General features: G+C 67.2%; 17 protein-coding genes and 1 riboswitch. Of the genes, 3 read left to right on the forward strand and 14 right to left on the reverse strand.

From position 1 onward, the window contains the following. Positions 1 to 69: 69 nt before the first annotated feature. Positions 70 to 1,053: a S1C family serine protease gene (locus tag ACETK3_RS01250; protein WP_373992388.1), complete on the forward strand. Its 984-nt coding sequence runs from the start codon at positions 70 to 72 to the stop codon at positions 1,051 to 1,053. Between the two features lie 45 nt (positions 1,054 to 1,098). Here the strand turns inward: ACETK3_RS01250 and ACETK3_RS01255 are convergent, their stop codons facing one another. The 10 genes from ACETK3_RS01255 to ACETK3_RS01300 form a co-directional block, all read right to left on the reverse strand. Beyond that, entirely contained in the window at positions 1,099 to 1,476 is a 378-nt protein-coding gene (locus ACETK3_RS01255; protein ID WP_236798849.1) for a hypothetical protein, read from the reverse strand. A 72-nt stretch (positions 1,477 to 1,548) separates the two neighbouring features. After that, positions 1,549 to 1,947, reverse strand: a complete 399-nt coding sequence (locus ACETK3_RS01260; RefSeq protein WP_373992389.1) for a CrcB family protein — start codon at positions 1,945 to 1,947, stop codon at positions 1,549 to 1,551. Beyond that, positions 1,944 to 2,348: a CrcB family protein gene (locus ACETK3_RS01265; RefSeq protein ID WP_373992421.1), complete on the reverse strand. Its 405-nt coding sequence runs from the start codon at positions 2,346 to 2,348 to the stop codon at positions 1,944 to 1,946. The genes ACETK3_RS01260 and ACETK3_RS01265 overlap by 4 nt, the downstream gene beginning before the upstream one ends. Positions 2,349 to 2,355: 7 nt before the next feature. Continuing rightward, positions 2,356 to 3,069, reverse strand: a complete 714-nt coding sequence (locus tag ACETK3_RS01270) for a metal-dependent transcriptional regulator (RefSeq protein ID WP_236798847.1) — start codon at positions 3,067 to 3,069, stop codon at positions 2,356 to 2,358. 49 nt (positions 3,070 to 3,118) lie between these two features. After that, positions 3,119 to 3,877, reverse strand: coding sequence for a class I SAM-dependent methyltransferase (locus tag ACETK3_RS01275; protein WP_373992390.1), 759 nt, complete (start codon positions 3,875 to 3,877; stop codon positions 3,119 to 3,121). 103 nt (positions 3,878 to 3,980) lie between these two features. Further along, positions 3,981 to 5,396 (reverse strand): aminotransferase class V-fold PLP-dependent enzyme, encoded by a 1,416-nt coding sequence (locus ACETK3_RS01280; protein ID WP_373992391.1) that lies wholly within the window; start codon positions 5,394 to 5,396, stop codon positions 3,981 to 3,983. Between the two features lie 37 nt (positions 5,397 to 5,433). After that, a riboswitch (SAM riboswitch) is annotated at positions 5,434 to 5,547 on the reverse strand. Between the two features lie 151 nt (positions 5,548 to 5,698). Then, positions 5,699 to 6,511: a histidinol-phosphatase gene (hisN, locus tag ACETK3_RS01285; RefSeq protein WP_236798844.1), complete on the reverse strand. Its 813-nt coding sequence runs from the start codon at positions 6,509 to 6,511 to the stop codon at positions 5,699 to 5,701. 45 nt (positions 6,512 to 6,556) lie between these two features. Beyond that, positions 6,557 to 7,672, reverse strand: coding sequence for a ribosome small subunit-dependent GTPase A (locus tag ACETK3_RS01290; RefSeq protein WP_373992392.1), 1,116 nt, complete (start codon positions 7,670 to 7,672; stop codon positions 6,557 to 6,559). Continuing rightward, the gene (gene aroA / locus ACETK3_RS01295; RefSeq protein WP_373992393.1) at positions 7,656 to 9,044 is read right to left on the reverse strand and encodes a 3-phosphoshikimate 1-carboxyvinyltransferase; all 1,389 of its coding nucleotides are present in this window, start codon (positions 9,042 to 9,044) and stop codon (positions 7,656 to 7,658) included. Before aroA ends, ACETK3_RS01290 begins: the two co-directional genes overlap by 17 nt. 6 nt (positions 9,045 to 9,050) lie before the next feature. Continuing rightward, a complete protein-coding gene (locus ACETK3_RS01300) occupies positions 9,051 to 9,596 on the reverse strand; it encodes a DoxX family protein (protein WP_236798841.1) in 546 nt (181 codons plus the stop codon). 237 nt (positions 9,597 to 9,833) lie between these two features. Here ACETK3_RS01300 and ACETK3_RS01305 point away from each other — a divergent pair, with 237 nt between their 5' ends. Together ACETK3_RS01305 and rsrA are read left to right on the forward strand one after the other, a co-directional pair. Beyond that, positions 9,834 to 10,649 (forward strand): sigma-70 family RNA polymerase sigma factor, encoded by an 816-nt coding sequence (locus ACETK3_RS01305; protein ID WP_373992422.1) that lies wholly within the window; start codon positions 9,834 to 9,836, stop codon positions 10,647 to 10,649. After that, positions 10,646 to 10,906, forward strand: a complete 261-nt coding sequence (gene rsrA / locus ACETK3_RS01310) for a mycothiol system anti-sigma-R factor (RefSeq protein ID WP_236798840.1) — start codon at positions 10,646 to 10,648, stop codon at positions 10,904 to 10,906. The genes ACETK3_RS01305 and rsrA overlap by 4 nt, the downstream gene beginning before the upstream one ends. A 103-nt stretch (positions 10,907 to 11,009) precedes the next feature. Here rsrA and ACETK3_RS01315 read toward each other — a convergent pair whose 3' ends face one another. The 4 genes from ACETK3_RS01315 to ACETK3_RS01330 all read right to left on the reverse strand — a co-directional run bounded on the left by ACETK3_RS01315 (position 11,010) and on the right by ACETK3_RS01330 (position 13,174). Further along, positions 11,010 to 11,084 (reverse strand): 50S ribosomal protein bL37, encoded by a 75-nt coding sequence (locus ACETK3_RS01315; protein WP_369299106.1) that lies wholly within the window; start codon positions 11,082 to 11,084, stop codon positions 11,010 to 11,012. Positions 11,085 to 11,201: 117 nt separating this feature from the next. Then, a complete protein-coding gene (locus ACETK3_RS01320) occupies positions 11,202 to 11,663 on the reverse strand; it encodes a PadR family transcriptional regulator (protein WP_373992394.1) in 462 nt (153 codons plus the stop codon). After that, positions 11,663 to 12,493: a DUF4097 family beta strand repeat-containing protein gene (locus ACETK3_RS01325; protein ID WP_373992395.1), complete on the reverse strand. Its 831-nt coding sequence runs from the start codon at positions 12,491 to 12,493 to the stop codon at positions 11,663 to 11,665. Before ACETK3_RS01325 ends, ACETK3_RS01320 begins: the two co-directional genes overlap by 1 nt. An 81-nt stretch (positions 12,494 to 12,574) precedes the next feature. Beyond that, positions 12,575 to 13,174, reverse strand: coding sequence for a GDSL-type esterase/lipase family protein (locus ACETK3_RS01330; RefSeq protein ID WP_236798827.1), 600 nt, complete (start codon positions 13,172 to 13,174; stop codon positions 12,575 to 12,577). Positions 13,175 to 13,314: the final 140 nt, after the last annotated feature.

Raw genomic sequence — 13,314 nt, forward strand, 5'->3', positions numbered from 1 at the left:
AACCACCGCCACAAGCGTATAAAACGGACGATGGCGGATCAGGGCGGAAACGCAGGCAGGAGGTGCGCCGTGGAGCAGGCGCCGGAACCCCAGCAACCGGAGGACGACGACGTTCTGGATGCTTATTCCCGGACCGTCATGCGGGTAGCGGCTGCGGTGACCCCGCATGTGGCGGCGATCGAGATGACTGCCCAGCGCCGTAATGGCCGGGTCAGGGTGGGAGCGGGCTCGGCCGTACTTTTCACGGAGGACGGCTACCTGCTCACGAATTCGCACGTCGTGGCCGGTACCCGGCAGGGCTACGCTGTCTTTGGCGACGGCACCAGGATGGAACTCGAGCTGGTGGGCGCAGACCCCCTGTCCGATCTCGCGGTGGTCCACGGTTCCCGGCCCAAGGTCCGGCCCGCCGTGTTTGGCGCGGCGGAGACCCTGCGTGTGGGGCAGCTTGTGGTGGCGGTGGGGAACCCCCTGGGTCTGGCAGGTTCCGTGACCGCAGGGGTGGTCAGCGGCCTGGGCCGTGCCATACCTGTCTGGTCAGGCGGTAACAGGCGTGTCATCGAGGACGTCATCCAGACGGACGCGGCCCTGAACCCCGGAAACTCCGGCGGTGCGCTCGCGGACACCCATGCCAGGATCGTGGGCATCAACACCGCGGTGGCGGGCGCCGGCCTGGGACTGGCCATCCCCATCAACGCCACCACCCGCAGGATCATTTCCGCGCTGCTGGCGGACGGACGGGTGCGCCGCGCCTACCTTGGCCTGGTCAGCACTCCCATCCAGCTCACACCCAGTGCGGTGATCCGGACCGGGCTGCGCGAAGGACTTCGTGTCGTGGAGGTGCTGCCCGGTTCGCCCGCGGACAAGGCGGGCCTGTCCGCAGGGGACATCATCATCACGGCGGGTGGCCGCGCCGTGAACAACGCCGAGAGCCTGCAGCGGCTCCTGTTTGCGGACGCCATCGGCCAGCCGCTCGACGTGGCAGTGCTGCGCGACGGCGCCGAACTGCACCTCACCGCTGTTCCGGAGGAAATGACGGGAAACGGCACGGCTTAAGGTTCGACGGCGGTCAGGCACCCTGGGCAGGCAACGCCCGGTGACCTACGGACGAACCGGGGGCGCTTCCACGTCCGCGATGCCCACGAAACGGGTCCCCACGCCGTCGTACTCGCTGCGGACGTGGCCGGCGCGGACAGGCGGAACCTCCGCTGGGGCGTGGTGTCCGCACACCACGTACGTAAAGTCGGGCCACCACTTCTTGGGCCGCGCCGCTTCCTCATAGCCACAGACGGCGCATTCCAAGTGCACCCAGACGGGCCGCTTTCCCGTCCGGTTGGCGCGCGACTGCACCAGCCAGGGCGGGGGATTGTCCAGGATGGCACGGAGCTCGGCCTCCGTCATCCACTTGGGCAGGCCATGGCGCTGTGCCATTTCAAGGGGAACATCAAGGGTTATTGCCGCGTCGCGTCTGCTGATCATCACCTTCAACCATACGGGAGGCGGCCAAATCGCCTGGCCGGGCCGGGCCGGGCTGGAGCCTGGCTCAGGAATTCAGCCGACCAGGGCGATGCCCGCGGCCGCGGCAGCAAAGCCCAACGCAAGGTTGACCGCCACGTTCAGCACCGCCGAGCCGAACCGTGCTTCGCTGAGCAGGCGGATGGTGGCCGTGGTCCAGGAACTGAAAGTGGTGAGCCCTCCGGCCAGGCCGGTGGCCAGACCCAGCTGCCATTCGGTGCCCAGTCCCAGCCCGATGGTCAGGCCGTGGGAGAGCCCGATGACGAAGCACCCCACCACATTGACCACCAGGGTGGCCCAGGGCCAGTGCAGGGCTCCGCGGCCGTCCGTGCGGACGCTTCGGATGCTGCTGTGGTGCGCAAACCAGCTGTCCACCCCGAACCGCAGGAGGGCGCCGGCCACGCCAAATACCCCCACCAGGGCCGCAGCGATCATGGCCGGCCATCCCGGCTGCGCGAGAGGAACCTGCCGGTCCGCCACCCGGCGCCGGCGGCCGCCAGGCCGAGGACCAGGGACAGGCCCAGATAGGTGATCCATACGGGGTGGGCGGAGGCGCGCGCCAGCTGGTCCGAGGCGTAGATGACTGCCGAGAAGGTGGTGAAGGAGCCCAGCAGGCCGGGTCCCACCGCTGCCCGCAGCCAGAATGCCGTGTGCGGGCGGGCCATCCAGACTGTGGTCAGGGCCGCCAGGACGAAACTGCCGCTGATGTTGATGGCCAGCGTGGCCCAGGGGAGGGAGCCGGGTGCGTCCGGGAATGCCAGCCCCAGCCCGTACCGCAGTTCGCTGCCGATCAGCCCGCCGGCGGCCACGGCCAGCCACGCCGAGCCGGTGGGCATCGCCACGTCAGGATCCGCCCAGGACGCAGCCCGGGTGCGGGGTGTCGCTGGAGACCCACAGCGCTGAGGCGATTTCATCGGCCAGGTCGTAGTCCCGGGGCGTGCCCGAACTGCCGATCCGCACCACCATGGGGCCGCCAAACGGGCGCCGTCCCACCACCTCCACCTCGGCATCGAGGTCGATGTCCTGGGCGGCGAGGTACCGCAGCAGCTCTGGGTTGTCATCGCTGATCCGGGTGATCCGGCCGCTGTGGCCTTCGTCCAGTTCGGCGAGCAGGTGGGCGCGCGGCATCAGTACCTGGCCGTCGGCGGTGGGGATGGGGTCGCCGTGCGGGTCCCGCTTAGGGTCCCCGAGCTTCGCCGCGACGCGTTCAATGAACGTGTCCGAGACCGCGTGCTCCAGCTGTTCAGCTTCATCGTGGACCTCGTCCCAGCTGTAGCCAAGGCGCTGGACAAGGTAGGTCTCGATCAGCCGGTGGCGGCGGACCATGGCCAGGGCCAGCCGCAGGCCGGCCTCGGTGAGGGTGACGGCGCTGTACGGCTTGTGGTCCACAAGGCCCTGGTCCTTGAGCTTGCGGACCATCTCCGAAACCGAGGAATTGGCTACGCCCAGCCGCTGTGCCAGCTGCGAGGACGTGATGGGCTTGTCCTGCCATTCCGTGAACGAATAGATGACCTTGACGTAGTCCTCGATCGAGGAGGAGGGCGCGCTGGTCTTCACAGGTTCAAGCCTACCGGTTGGGCCGCGGCGGCAGAGTCCGCTGCACTGGTCATGCCTTGACCGCGCGCCAGGCGAGCGTGAGGTAGGGAAGGTCGATCTGCTGGTCCGGGGCGTAGGCAAGGTGCTCGTGCAGGTACCAGTCCAGGTTGGCCAGGACCTTGGCCCTCGTTGCCTCGTTGGCGCGCAGGTAGTAGCTGCGTGACTTGGTGAGCTCCATCAGGTCCGTGGTCGTCACAGTGTCCTGCCAGTGGCTGACGTGTCCCTCGAGACCTTGGAATTCAGGCCCCATGACGGGTTTGTGGCCAGGCCGGTACACGTCACCTGCGTGCATGATCCGGGAAAGGCGGTGTACCCAGGGCACGGAGGTGTCCAGCTGGTTCCACACCAGGCCAAGGGTTCCATGCGGGCGCAGCACCCGGGCGAGTTCGGTACTTGCGGCCAGCGGGTCGCACCAGTGCCACGCCTGGGCAACGGTTACGACGTCGAAGCTGGCGCTGGGAAGGCCGGTCACCTCGGCGGTGCCCGCCACGGCTGCAACGCCCGGGCAGTGGGTCTTCAGCTGGGCGAGCATGTCCGCGGAGGGGTCGACTGCGGTGACGTCCAGGCCCAGGTCCAGCAGCAAGGAGGTGAACTTTCCGGTACCCGCGCCAACGTCCAGTGCCTCATGGGCGCTGGTGGGCACCAGCCAGCGGACCGAGTCTTCCGGATATCTGGGGCGGACGCGGTGGTAGTGCCCGCCGCCGTCCTGGAAGCTCTGGCCAAGCTCCCGGCGCCGCCCGTGATCGAGCCTGGGGCCACCCCGAACCACGCGTGGCCTCCTTCGTGTGCTGCCGATGTGGACGTCTCTCGAATGTACCGCACGGACGGTCACCGGCTGGTGCCCCAAGGGGCGCCCTCTTTGCTGCAGCTGCTCAGTCGTCGATGCAGGGGGCCGCGCCGGCCGTTCCCGGCGTGTTGGGCGCCCAGTGCGGGTAGGTGCGGAAGTCGTTGGCGGGGACCCAGCGCCCGGCGTCCACCACGTAGTCCCAGCCCAGCCCGTTGCTGCGCAGCGCACGGATACCGGCGAGGAGGCGTTCGGCATCCTCCAGCCGTGAGCCGACGCCAAAACTTGCGCGGAGCGAACCGGACGGCAGGCCAAGGCGCTTCAGCAGGGGATGGGCGCAGAAGCGTCCATCGCGCAGGCCCACGCCGTGCTCGGCGGCGAGGTAGGCGGCCACCAGCCCCGCGTCGTAGCCCTCCACGGAGAAGTTGACCACGCCGATGGTGTCCGATTCCGGGTTGCTGTCCTTGAAGATCTGGTGCACGGTAACGCCGTCGATGTCCTGCAGGCCCTCCACCAGGAAGGAGCGGATAGCGGCTTCGTGGGCGTGCCACCGGTCCTGGTCGAGCTCAGCAATGACCTGGGTGGCGCGGGCCAGCGTGGCGGCTCCGAGGACGTTCGGCGAGCCCCCCTCATGGCGGGCCGGGCCGTTGGCCCAGCTGACGCCGTCGAGCCTTGCTTCCTTGACTGCGCCGCCGCCGGCAAGGTGCGGGACGCCCGCGTCCAGCCAGTCAGGCCGTCCCACCAGGACGCCGGCGCCGAACGGTGCGTAAAGCTTGTGGCCGGAAAACGCGAGGTAGTCGATGTCATCCGTGCTGATGTCCACCCGGCGGTGCGGTGCCAGCTGGGCCGCATCCACCACGATCCGTGCGCCGTGCTGGTGGGCCAGCGCGGCCAGGGCGCGGACGGGAAGGATCTCGCCGGTGACGTTTGAAGCGCCAGTGACGGCCAGCAGGCTGACCCCGCCCTGCTCCAGCTCCGCGCGGACGGCGTCGAGGGTGCCGGTGATCGTCTCCGCGGCCACGATGCTGCGGTGGGGCACGCCCTGCCACGGCAGCAGGTTCGCGTGGTGTTCGATGTCCAGGTAGAGGACATCGCCGTCAGGGCGGCCATCGGTGACTGGGAGGCAACCTGCCAGGAGGTTCAGCGAGTCCGTGGTGTTGCGGGTGAAAATGACCGAGTCGTCCGGGCGGCCGCCGACGAAATCGCGGACGATGGTGCGCGCGTTCTCGTAGACAGACGTGCTGATCTGGGAGGCGTATCCTGCCCCCCGGTGGACGCTGGCGTAGTAGGGCAGGATTTCGTTCAGGTAGGCGGACACCACGGAGAGTGCCGGGGCGGAGGCGCCGTAATCCAGGTTTGCGTACCGCACGTGGCCGCCGGTGATCAGCGGCGCCTGGATCTCGGCTCCGGTGACTGCCACGAGGGGCCGGCCGGCAACGGCATGCCGTTCAGCAACTGCCGCTTCGGTGCTGACGGGCTGGGGGGAGACGGTGGCAGTTGTCACAGAGACCTCACTTGAATACAGGACTCCGGCATAGTGGAATCCGCGCTTGCCGCATCCGCTCCGGACCGGCCTGGTCGTCACCCGGGGCACCCCACCGCGAATGGAGGGTTGCCGGCCAGCAAACCGGGGTTTAGCGCTGGCACTCGTGACCTGGATAAAGCGTAGGACATGCGGCTGGCAGGACTGAACCAGCAGCGATTGTTAAGCGGTTTGTTACGCGAATTCGAATAAACGGCGGCGGACACCCCCGCATGGAGGTGTCCGCCGCTGCTTTATTCGTTTTTTCGGGGAAAAGCCAACCGTTACAGCAAATCGTCCAAATAAGGGTTCAGGCGGTGCAATACCTCTGAGTGCAGGATCGAGTTGGTGGCCAGCGCGTTCCCGCCGAAGGGGCCGTCCTCGCCTTCCAGCGACGTGAAGCGGCCGCCGGCCTCCACGACGATCGGCACCAGGGCGGCCATGTCGTAGAGGTTCAGTTCCGGTTCGCAGGCGATGTCAACGGACCCCTCCGCCACCATGCAGTACGACCAGAAATCCCCAAAGGCGCGGGTCCGCCACACGTCCTCAGTGAGGCCCAGGAACTCGTCAAGGTTTCCCCGTTCCTTCCAGCCCGTGAGGCTGGAGTAGGAGAGGGAGGCGTCCGAGAGTGTCGAGACGTTGGAGACGCGGAGCCGGGTGGCAGCTGCCAGGGACCTGCCCATGTATGCGCCCATACCCTTTGCCGCCCACCAGCGCTTGCCCAGGGCCGGGGCGCTGACCACGCCCACCACCGGTTCGCCCTCGTCGACGAGGGCGATCAGGGTAGCCCAGACCGGAACGCCGCGGACGAAGTTCTTGGTCCCGTCAATGGGGTCGATGATCCAGCGCCGCGACCCGTGTCCCGTGCTGCCGAACTCCTCGCCCAGGACCGCGTCCCGGGGGCGGGAACGCGAGAGCTGGCCGCGGATGGCTTCTTCGGCGGCCTTGTCCGCATCGGTGACCGGCGTCAGGTCCGGCTTGGTCTCGACGTGGAGGTCCAGGGCCTTGAAGCGGCTCATGGTCTGGTCATCCACGGAGTCGGCCAGGACATGTGCCAGGCGCAGGTCATCGTTGTAGCTCGAAGCGGGTTGGATCATGGTTCCAAACTACAGTCTGCGCACGCTTCTGCCGGGGAGAACGCGTCAGTTGACGCTGCCGAGCTCCTTGGTTTCCTGTGCTTCCAACCTTGGATCCGTGCCGAGCAGCCGCCGCAGCGACGCCAACCGGGCGGGACCGGTGGGACCTGCGTGTCCGCCCGCCACCCAGTCGTCGAGGCCGCAGTTCACTGCAATTGCCGTGTGCTTGCAGCCCCGTTCGCAGTTCTCGATGCCGGGGGAGAGGTCCGGGAAGGAGCGCAGGATCCGGTCAGGGTCCACGTGGGCGAGGCCGAAGGACCGGATGCCCGGAGTATCGATGATCCAGCTGCCGGCCGGAGCGTCCGCGAGGCGCAGCGCCAGGGCAGAGGACGACGTGTGCCGGCCCCTTCCCGTTACGGCATTCACTCCGCCGGTGGCCCGCTCGGCCCCAGTCAGCGCGTTCACCATGGTGGACTTGCCCACGCCTGAGTGCCCGAGCATGACGGTGACCTTGCCGCCCAGGTGGGCGCGGAGGGCTGCCACCGCGGTGCTGTCCAGCCGGGCCGAGAGGCCGTCGTCGGAGCGCGCGTCGATCCCGGAGGCCTGGGCGTCAGCGGTCCGGCTGATGATCACCGGGAAATCCAGGTGGGTGTAGTTGGACAGCAGTTCCACTGGATCCTTGACGTCGGCCTTGGTGACCAGCAGGATCGGCTCGATACCGGCGTCGTACGCAGCCACCAAGGCACGGTCGATGAATCCGGTCCGCGGCTCCGGATTGGCGGCCGCCACCACGATCACCAGCTGGTCCGCGTTGGCCACCACGGCACGTTCGATTGGATCCGTGTCGTCGGCGCTGCGCCGCAGGAGCGTTTTGCGGTCCTGGATCTTCACCAGCCGCGCCAGCGTGTCCGGTGCCCCGGAGACGTCCCCCACGAGCGAGACGAAGTCGCCGGCAACCACCGGCGAGCGGCGAAGTTCGCGGGCGCGTGCCGCAATGACCACGCGTTCGTTGTTCGAGTCCTCACCCACGACTGCGGTGTACCGCCCCCGGTCCACCGTGATGATCCGTCCGGTGACCGCATCGTCGTGGCTGGGACGGTCCTTGGTGCGGGGCCTGGAGCCCTTCTTGTTGGGCCTGATACGGACGTCGGACTCGTCCCAGGAGTCAGTGCGCCGTGCCACCGCTGGGCTCCTCCGGTCCGGATGCCGCAGCGGCGTCCTGGGCCAGCATGCCTGCCCACAGCTGGGGGAAATCGGGCATGGTTTTGGCGGTGGTGGCGATGTCCTCCACCTGTACGCCCTCCACTGCCAGGCCCAGGATGGCGCCGGCAGTGGCCATTCGATGGTCCGCGTAGCTGCGGACGACGCCGGCGTGCAGCGCGGCGGGCCGGATCAGCAGGCCGTCGCTGGTTTCCTCTGCGTCCCCGCCGAGCCGGTTGATTTCCGCCACCAATGCAGCGAGCCTGTCCGTCTCGTGTCCGCGCAGGTGGGCGATCCCGGTGAGCCGGGATGGGCGCGTGGCCAGCGCGCACAGGGCTGCGACGGTGGGGGCAAGCTCGCTGGTGTCCGCGAAGTCGCCGCCCTTGATCTCCGGGCCGCCGGTGACAGTCAGGACGCCGTCGGACAGGGTGACGTGTGCGCCCATTTTCACGAGAATCTCGCGCCACAGGTCTCCCACCTGCTGGGTATCCGCCGGCCAGTTGGGAATCCGAACTGTTCCCTTCGAGGCCAGGGCGGCCGCCAGGAACGGTCCGGCGTTGGAAAGGTCCTGTTCGATCCGCTGGTCGAAGGCACGGATTGGCCCGGGTGCCACCACCCAGTGGTTGGGAACGGAGTCGTCCACGGACACGCCGGCGCCGCGCAGGACAGCCACGGTCATGTTGATGTGGTCCAGGCTCGGCACCGGCTTTCCCACGTGCTCCAGGTGCAGGCCCTCGTCGAACCTCGCCCCCACCAGGAGGAGGGCGGAGACGAACTGGGACGACGCGCTGGCGTCGATCACCAGATGGCCGCCCCGCACCGCGCCCTTGCCTTCCACCACGAACGGGAGCGACGACGCCGCGGAGCCGTCTTCGGAGGCAACGGCCACACCGAGGGCCTTAATCGCCTCGATGATGGTTCCCATGGGGCGCTTCCGGGCGTGCGGGTCGCCGTCGAAGACGCTGGTTCCGTTGCGGAGCGCCGCCAGCGGTGGAACGAACCGCATGACCGTGCCCGCCAGCCCGCAGTCGATTCTGGTCAGGGACGCCTCAGCCGCTGCCGGCAGCGGAACCACTTCCAGGTCAGGGCCAAAGTCGCCGTCCCCCGGCACTTCCGTGATAGTGGCGCCCAACTGCCGGAGCGCATCGACCATCAGTGCCGAATCCCTGGAGTGCAGGGGTGTGCGCAGCCGGGACGGGCCGTCCGCCAAGGCGGCCAGGACCAAGTACCTGTTGGTCAGGGACTTTGATCCCGGAACCGTCACGGTGGCATCGACGGGCCGGGACGCAAAGGGTGCGGCCCAGTGCTCGACAGGTGTTCCGGACCCGTCCCGGGTGGCAGCTGTTGCGGTCATTCGTGCTTATGCTCCCGTGGCGTGTACGGCGCGGCGTACGGCTTTGTCCGCCTTGTTCAGCTTCTTGGTGGTGGTCCGGCGCGCGTCGGCAGCAAGGTGCGAGGCATTCCTGCGGGCATCGGCGGCCAGGTGTTCGGCACGCCAGGCCAGGCCCGGCTTGCCCGCTGTGTCCACCGAGGCCAGCAGCGCGCCGCCGCTCAGCGAGAGGTTCTTGAGCAGCTGGTTCCGGCGGTTTTCCCGCCCTTCCTTGCTGCTGATATCCGCACTACGCCACTCAACAAAGGTGTTAAGCAGCGAAATCACGGTCAGGAGGCCGGCTGAAAGCCTGGAGAACTTGCCAAGGCCGAACAGGACGCCCGCTCCCACCTGGGTTCCGCCGATGACGCGCGCCAGCGTCTTCTCGCTCGCCTGGAAGGGGAGCGAAGCCGCCGCCTTACGCAGGAGCGGCGAGAGCTGCTGGGCGGTGTCGTCGGAGTTCTTGAGCTTATCCAGTCCGGCAAGAACGAAACTGGAGGCAAGCATGGGCCGGGCGAGCGTGCGGACAAAGGACATGAATTTCCTCCTGGATGGACGAGCCGCGGCAAGCGGCGGAGTCGGTCCTAGTCTTGCACTTTTGGGGAATATTTGCCCGCTGAGGGCGGTTATCGATGTCGGGTCCGTGACAGGGACCCAGGCGATCATTCACCCGATACAGAGCGGAGTTGGGCCTTGGGGAAGGTGTTGGACGAAACCAGACCGGCGGGGCCGGTGGCATTGGATACTCTTGCCGCGGAGCCGCTGGAGTACGGCATGCCCCGGGCGGGAAGCCGGACAGTAGACTTGAAGGCAATGAGCACCTTGGATCCGGCCGCCGCGGCCATGTATGAGGCCACCCCCGCCGAAGTGAACGGCAAGGCGGGAGCCGCGCCTCTCCCGTCCGGTCAGGATGGTCCTGGTTCCCGGGCCGCCGACACCGACGCAAATGACAGTACCGAACTGGATGTCTCCGCGGAGACCATGGAGCAGCGCCGCCTTCGCTTCGAGCGGGACGCCATGCAGTACGTGGACCAGCTGTATTCGGCTGCGATGCGCATGGCACGGAACCCGTCGGACGCGGAGGACCTGGTCCAGGAGGCCTACACCAAGGCCTTTTCGGCGTTCCACCAGTACAAGCCGGGAACCAACCTGAAGGCGTGGCTGTACCGGATCCTCACCAACACGTACATCAACCTGTACCGCAAGCGGCAGCGTGAGCCCTTGCAGTCCAACTCGGACAGCATTGAGGACTGGCAGCTGGCGCGGGCGGAGTCGCACACCTCGAGCGGACTGCGGTCCGCCGAGGCCGAGGCATTGGACCACCTCCCGGACTCGGACGTAAAGCGGGCGCTGCAGGATATCCCTGAGGAATTCCGCCTGGCGGTCTATTTCGCTGACGTGGAGGGCTTCGCCTACAAGGAAATCTCAGACATCATGAACACGCCCATCGGCACCGTGATGTCCCGGCTCCACCGCGGCCGGCGAATGTTGCGGGACATGCTCGCGGAATACGCCGCCGAGCGGGGATTCAAAACAGCCGTGGATACGTCGGAAGCGGCAGGAAGCAAAGCACAGGAGAACAGGAAATGAGCGATTGCCAGGGATTGGGCGACTGCGACGACACCCGGATGCAACGCATCTACGAATACCTTGACGGGGCGCTGACCCGCGAGGACTTGACCGAGATCAAGAACCACCTGGATGAGTGCCCTGAGTGCACCCAGCAGTACGACCTCGAGTGCGTCATCCGCAACATGGTCAAGCGCTCGTGCAAGGAGTCCGCTCCGGATAACCTGAAGAACGCCATCCTGGACAGGATCCACGCGATCCGTCCCGTGGAGGCATAGGCATAAAGCGCCGGCCTCCGGATCAGGGCCGCAGACAGCAAAGGACCCCGTAAGCCGAATGGCTTGCGGGGTCCTTCGCTTGAACCGTGTTCCTGGCATTTGCCTAGGTGTTGGGGCGCTTCCCGTGGTTCGCGCCGCCACGCTTACGGTCACGACGCTTGCGTGCACGCTTGCTCATAGCTGGCCTCCTTACTGTTGGTACTCAAAAGAGCTGCCCTCCAGTCTCCCACATGATGTGGCGCCCCGCGAACCGGGAAACGGCGAATGACCTGCGGAAGTGCCTGCAGGTCATGCCCTAATGCCGCAGGGTGCTGCGGATGGCTGCCCGGGCGTCTTCCAGGACAGTACGGACAGTTTCCAGGGTCACCGGGCCTATGGGCTCGCGCAGGGCGTACCGGCGCAGTTCTGCACGGAGGTCGTCACCGAAATGCTGCAGCATCAACTCCACGTCACGCCGTTGCACCGAGGCTGCAATGCCGTTCTCCACGCCCGCCAGGTCATCCCGGCGCCGGTCCAGCTCTGCGAGGCCCTCGGGGGTGATGTGGTAGTTGGTGCGGCGCCCGGCCTGCTCAGTGGACACCAGGCCGTCCTCCTCGAGCTTGCCCAGCCTCGGGTAGATGGTCCCGGCGCTGGGTGCATAGGTCCCGCCAAACCGGTCCCGGAGCGCCTTGATGAGTTGGTATCCGTGTTTGGGCCCGCTCTCGAGCAGGGCCAGGAGGTAGAGGCGCAACGCACCGTGTGCGAAGACGGGCGGCATCAGCGTTCCGTTTCGCCGCCGTCAACGGATGCCGGAGCGTGGAAGATGGAGGTCTTGCCCGACACCGAGTTGGTCCGCACCAGCATCAATTGGCCATCCGGCCCGGCGATGGTCTCCACCTTGCCGTTGGCCAGGAGGCACTGCTGTCCGTCCAGAACCACCGCACCGCCGGCCGACTTGGCCACAATGTCCACGCCTACGTCATGGGGCAGCCGGATGGTGAGGTCCCCGGAAACCGAGTTGGAGCCGAAATCCCGGGTGAAATCGAGCAGGTCGAAGCTGAGGTGGCCGCTGACCGTGTTGGTGCGCACATTGGTGAAGTGGCCGGACGCAGTAACCTCACCGGAGACGCTTTTGGCGGTGAGTACGCCGCGGTGGTCCCGGACAGCCACGCTTCCGCTGATGGTGTTGACCTGGAGTTCGCCGGACGTGCCCTCTGCTGCCACCGTGCCGGAGACGGTGTTGAGGCGGACGTGGGCGGAGGTGCCGGAGACCAGGCCGTCGCCGCTGACAGTTCCCGCTTCGACCTCTGTGCCGCCAGGAACGGCAACGGTGATGACGGCGGAATTCCCGCTGTTGTGATTGACCGTCTCCATGAGGTTCTTGAACCACCCCTGCGCGCCGTGCAGCTGGTGCCGGACCTCCAGCCTGCCGCCACTGAGGGAGACGGCGACGGGGTCGCCGTGGACCTCGGACACCTCAATCCGGACCACAGGTTCGGCATGCGCCACGACGCGGAAGCTGCCGCGTACCATCCCCAGCTTCAGGGACGCCACGTCTCCTACGACGATGGTCTGCGGGCTCTCGACAGTCCAGGTTTCCTCAGCCACGGTCCCTCCAAAAGACGATATATCGCGTTGCCACTACAACTTATCGCCGCAGGCGGACCGGGTCAAGATATATCTCGAAGCCTACTGCGGTGCTTCCAGGCCCAGCCACTGGAACCAGCCGCGGTGCAGAACCAGCCACGCCATGAGGCCATATCCGGCCTGACCGGGTGTGCCGCCGTTGGCGGCCAGGTCCTGGCGCCACTGTTCGTGGTTCAGGAGGGGTGAGAAGGTGTCGACGTAGAGGTGCTTGCGGCGGGTCGTGACATCTGCGAAGGCGGTGTTCAGCTCGTCAAGGCGCCGGTTCTGGGCCGGATCGAGAGTGGGGGGCGGTCCCACCACGAAAACCTCGATCCGGTTCTGGGAAGCCGAATCCAGGATGTTGGCCAGGTTCAGCCTGCTCCGTGCCGTGGACAGGCCAAACTCGATATCGCGTCCGGACAGGCCTATGACGAGCCGATTCTCCGCTTGGGCGCTGAAGCGGCGGCCTGCTTCGTCCAGCCACCGCGCCGCCAGCCCCTCAGTGCCTTCCTGGGGGCAGGGGAGCGCGTAGCTTTCCAGCAGCATGCCGTCCTGGGGAGTGCGGGCCAACACCCGGCCCAGCCAGCCAAGCGCCCGGGGATCGCCGAGTCCGGCCAGCAGTTCATCTCCTACAGCTGCGATCCGCAGCTTCCTGTCTTCCACGCGTTCCTCTTTACTTCGGTACGGGTCTACTTCGGACGGCATCTGCCGCCGTCGCCGCCGCGGCTGCGGAGGTTGAAGGCGGCGCTGTCCATCCATTAAACAGAACTGCCCGGCCGGAGTCTGGTATTTCGACGTCCGGC

The organism is Arthrobacter sp. E44, assembly GCF_041877125.1.
Taxonomy (GTDB): Bacteria; Actinomycetota; Actinomycetes; order Actinomycetales; family Micrococcaceae; genus Arthrobacter.

Excerpts from the sequence above, each read along its gene's own strand:
- ACETK3_RS01255 (WP_236798849.1), bottom strand. The coding sequence starts at position 1,476 with ATGATCAGCAGACGCGACGCGGCAATAACCCTTGATGTTCCCCTTGAA.
- ACETK3_RS01260 (WP_373992389.1), bottom strand. The coding sequence starts at position 1,947 with ATGATCGCTGCGGCCCTGGTGGGGGTATTTGGCGTGGCCGGCGCCCTC.
- ACETK3_RS01265 (WP_373992421.1), bottom strand. The coding sequence starts at position 2,348 with ATGCCCACCGGCTCGGCGTGGCTGGCCGTGGCCGCCGGCGGGCTGATC.
- hisN (WP_236798844.1), bottom strand. The coding sequence starts at position 6,511 with ATGATCCAACCCGCTTCGAGCTACAACGATGACCTGCGCCTGGCACAT.
- aroA (WP_373992393.1), bottom strand. The coding sequence starts at position 9,044 with ATGACCGCAACAGCTGCCACCCGGGACGGGTCCGGAACACCTGTCGAG.
- ACETK3_RS01300 (WP_236798841.1), bottom strand. The coding sequence starts at position 9,596 with ATGTCCTTTGTCCGCACGCTCGCCCGGCCCATGCTTGCCTCCAGTTTC.
- ACETK3_RS01305 (WP_373992422.1), top strand. The coding sequence starts at position 9,834 with ATGCCCCGGGCGGGAAGCCGGACAGTAGACTTGAAGGCAATGAGCACC.
- rsrA (WP_236798840.1), top strand. The coding sequence starts at position 10,646 with ATGAGCGATTGCCAGGGATTGGGCGACTGCGACGACACCCGGATGCAA.
- ACETK3_RS01320 (WP_373992394.1), bottom strand. The coding sequence starts at position 11,663 with ATGCCGCCCGTCTTCGCACACGGTGCGTTGCGCCTCTACCTCCTGGCC.